The organism is Micromonospora sp. KC213, from assembly GCF_004348325.1.
In the GTDB taxonomy this organism is placed as follows: Bacteria; Actinomycetota; Actinomycetes; order Mycobacteriales; family Micromonosporaceae; genus Micromonospora.
In genome coordinates this window covers 1-2,342 of the sequence record NZ_SMKF01000319.1, presented here as the reverse complement: position 1 = coordinate 2,342, position 2,342 = coordinate 1, and the positions used below count along the sequence as shown (strand labels likewise).

The 2,342-nt window shown below is 71.1% G+C and carries 2 protein-coding genes; one reads left to right on the top strand and one right to left on the bottom strand.

All coding sequences use genetic code 11. From position 1 onward, the window contains the following. Window positions 1-1,001 (top strand): non-reducing end alpha-L-arabinofuranosidase family hydrolase (locus E1166_RS30225; protein WP_207914657.1); only part of this gene is annotated, 1,001 nt, incomplete at its 5' end. Window positions 1,002-1,346: 345 nt separating this feature from the next. Here E1166_RS30225 and E1166_RS30220 read toward each other — a convergent pair. Then, window positions 1,347-2,336 (bottom strand): acetylxylan esterase, encoded by a 990-nt coding sequence (locus tag E1166_RS30220; protein WP_132343209.1) that lies wholly within the window; start codon window positions 2,334-2,336, stop codon window positions 1,347-1,349. Window positions 2,337-2,342: the final 6 nt, after the last annotated feature.

Genomic DNA, 2,342 nt, shown 5'->3' with positions numbered 1-2,342 from the left:
CCACCACACCGCCGCCCACCACGCCACCTCCGACCACGCCGCCGCCGGGTGGCAGCCTGCCGAGCAGCTTCCGGTGGAACTCCAGCGGAGCGCTGGTCGGCCCGAAGGCCGACGGCCGGAACATCGCCGGGATCAAGGATCCGTCCGTGGTCTACCACAACGGCCGCTACCACGTCTTCGCCAGCACCGCGAAGTCGTCGGGCTACAACCTGGTCTACTTCAACTTCGCCGACTGGTCGCAGGCCGGCTCGGCGACATTCCACTACCTCGACCAAGCCCCGCTCGGCACCGGCTACCGGGCTGCGCCGCAGGTGTTCTACTTCGCCCCGCAGCGGCTGTGGTACCTGGTCTACCAGACCGGCAACGCGTCGTACTCCACGAACCCCGATATCAGCAACCCGAACGGCTGGACCGCGCCGAAGCACTTCTACAGCGGGATGCCGGACATCATCCGGGACAACATCGGCAACGGCTACTGGGTCGACATGTGGGTGATCTGTGACAACGCCAACTGCCACCTGTTCTCCTCCGACGACAACGGGCACCTCTACCGGTCCCAGACCAGCGTGGCCAACTTCCCGAACGGGATGAGCCAGCCGGTCATCGCGATGCAGGACGCCAACCCACACCGGCTGTTCGAAGCCGCCAACGTCTACCGGGTGGGTGACCGCTACCTGCTCCTGGTCGAGGCGATCGGCAGCGACGGGCGCCGCTGGTTCCGCTCCTGGACCTCCAGCAGCATCGCCGGCCCCTGGCAGGCGCTCGCGGCCGAGGAGAACAACCCGTTTGCCCGGGCCAACAACGTCACCTTCAGCGGCACCGCCTGGACCCGGGACATCAGCCACGGCGAGTTGGTCCGCAGTGGCAACGACCAGACCCTCCCCATCAGTCCCTGCCGAATGCAGTTCCTCTACCAGGGCATGGACCCCAACGCCGGCGGTGATTACAACAGCCTGCCCTGGCGGCTCGGCCTGCTCACCCAGGCCAACTCCACCTGCTGACCCGCCCGCTCCCGCCCGGACGGCTCCGGCGGTCGCCTTGCCGACCGCCGGAACCGTCGGCGGCTCGGCCGGTGCCGCTCCGTGCCCGGGCGTGATCGGCTCTGTCCGTGCCCGGGCGTGATCGGCTCTGCCCGTGCCGGCCGTGATCGGCTCTGCCCGTGCCCGGGCGTGATCGGTGCGACGACCGGCATGATCGTCTCCGTGTGCGGCGGGTCGGGGGGCTCCCGCGTCGGAGAAAGCGCGTTCTGACGCAGCTGGAGTGGACCATGAACCGGGATACCGCGTCCTGGCGCAGCTTGGTCGATCATGGGCGGGGCGCCCGGCGCAGGGTCGACAAGGCGCCGGCTACCGCGGGAGCACCGACGCCAGCCAGCGCAGCTGACGACGCACGTGCACCGCCTCCCCGCCCTCGTGGCCGTTGAACGGGTAAATGTGCATCTCCCGCACCGGCGGCTCCGAACAGCCGGTCGCCGCAGCGTACTGGTTGTAGGCGGCGAAGCCGGTGCTCGGCGGGCAGACGGTGTCGCGCAGCCCGATTCCGAACTGCGCCGGAGCGCTCGCCCGGCGGGCGAAGGCGACCCCGTCGACGTAGGACAGGGTGCGCCGGACCGCCTCCTCCGCCTCCCGGTGGACGGCCAGGTACTGGGCGATCTCGCCGTACGGCGAGGCGTCGGTCAACTCGATGGCCCGCTGGACGTGACAGAGGAACGGCGCGGTGGTCAACAGTGCCGCGAGGTCGTCGATCAGCCCGGCGACCGCCAGGGCGAGCCCTCCACCCTGGCTGTTGCCCGCGGCGACGATCCGGGTCGGGTCGACACCGGGCAAGGCTCGGACCGCGTCGACCGCCCGGACCGCGTCGGTGATCAGCCGGCGGTAGTAGTAGTCCTGTGGGCGGAGGATTCCCCAGGTGACCGGCCAGGGCCCGCCGGGTGCGCCGTGTGGGTCCGGGGTGTCGCCCACGCCGTACTGCCCGGCCTGCCCCCGGCTGTCCATCAGCAGGTGCGCGTATCCGGCCACCGGCCAGGTCAGTCGCTCGTGCGGCAGGCCGCGCCCGCGCCCGTAGCCGACGTATTCCACCACTGTGGCCAGCGGTGCGTCCACCCCCGCCGGCCGGGTGTACCAGGCCCGGACGGGGTCGCCGGCGAAGCCGGCGAACGTGACGTCCCACGAGTCGACCAGTCGTAGGTCGGTCCGCTCCGGCCGGACGTCGAGCAGGGCCGGGCGGGCGGCGGCGTCGGCGAGGGTGGTGTGCCAGAAGTTGTCGAAGTCGGCGGGCTCGGCGACCGCGGGCGCGTACTGCCGGAGCTGGTCAGGCGGCAGGTCGAACCGGGGCATGGATCC

What these genes read in the sequence shown, in the direction of transcription:
- E1166_RS30220 (WP_132343209.1), bottom strand. Translation starts at nt 2,336, where the DNA reads ATGCCCCGGTTCGACCTGCCGCCTGACCAGCTCCGGCAGTACGCGCCC.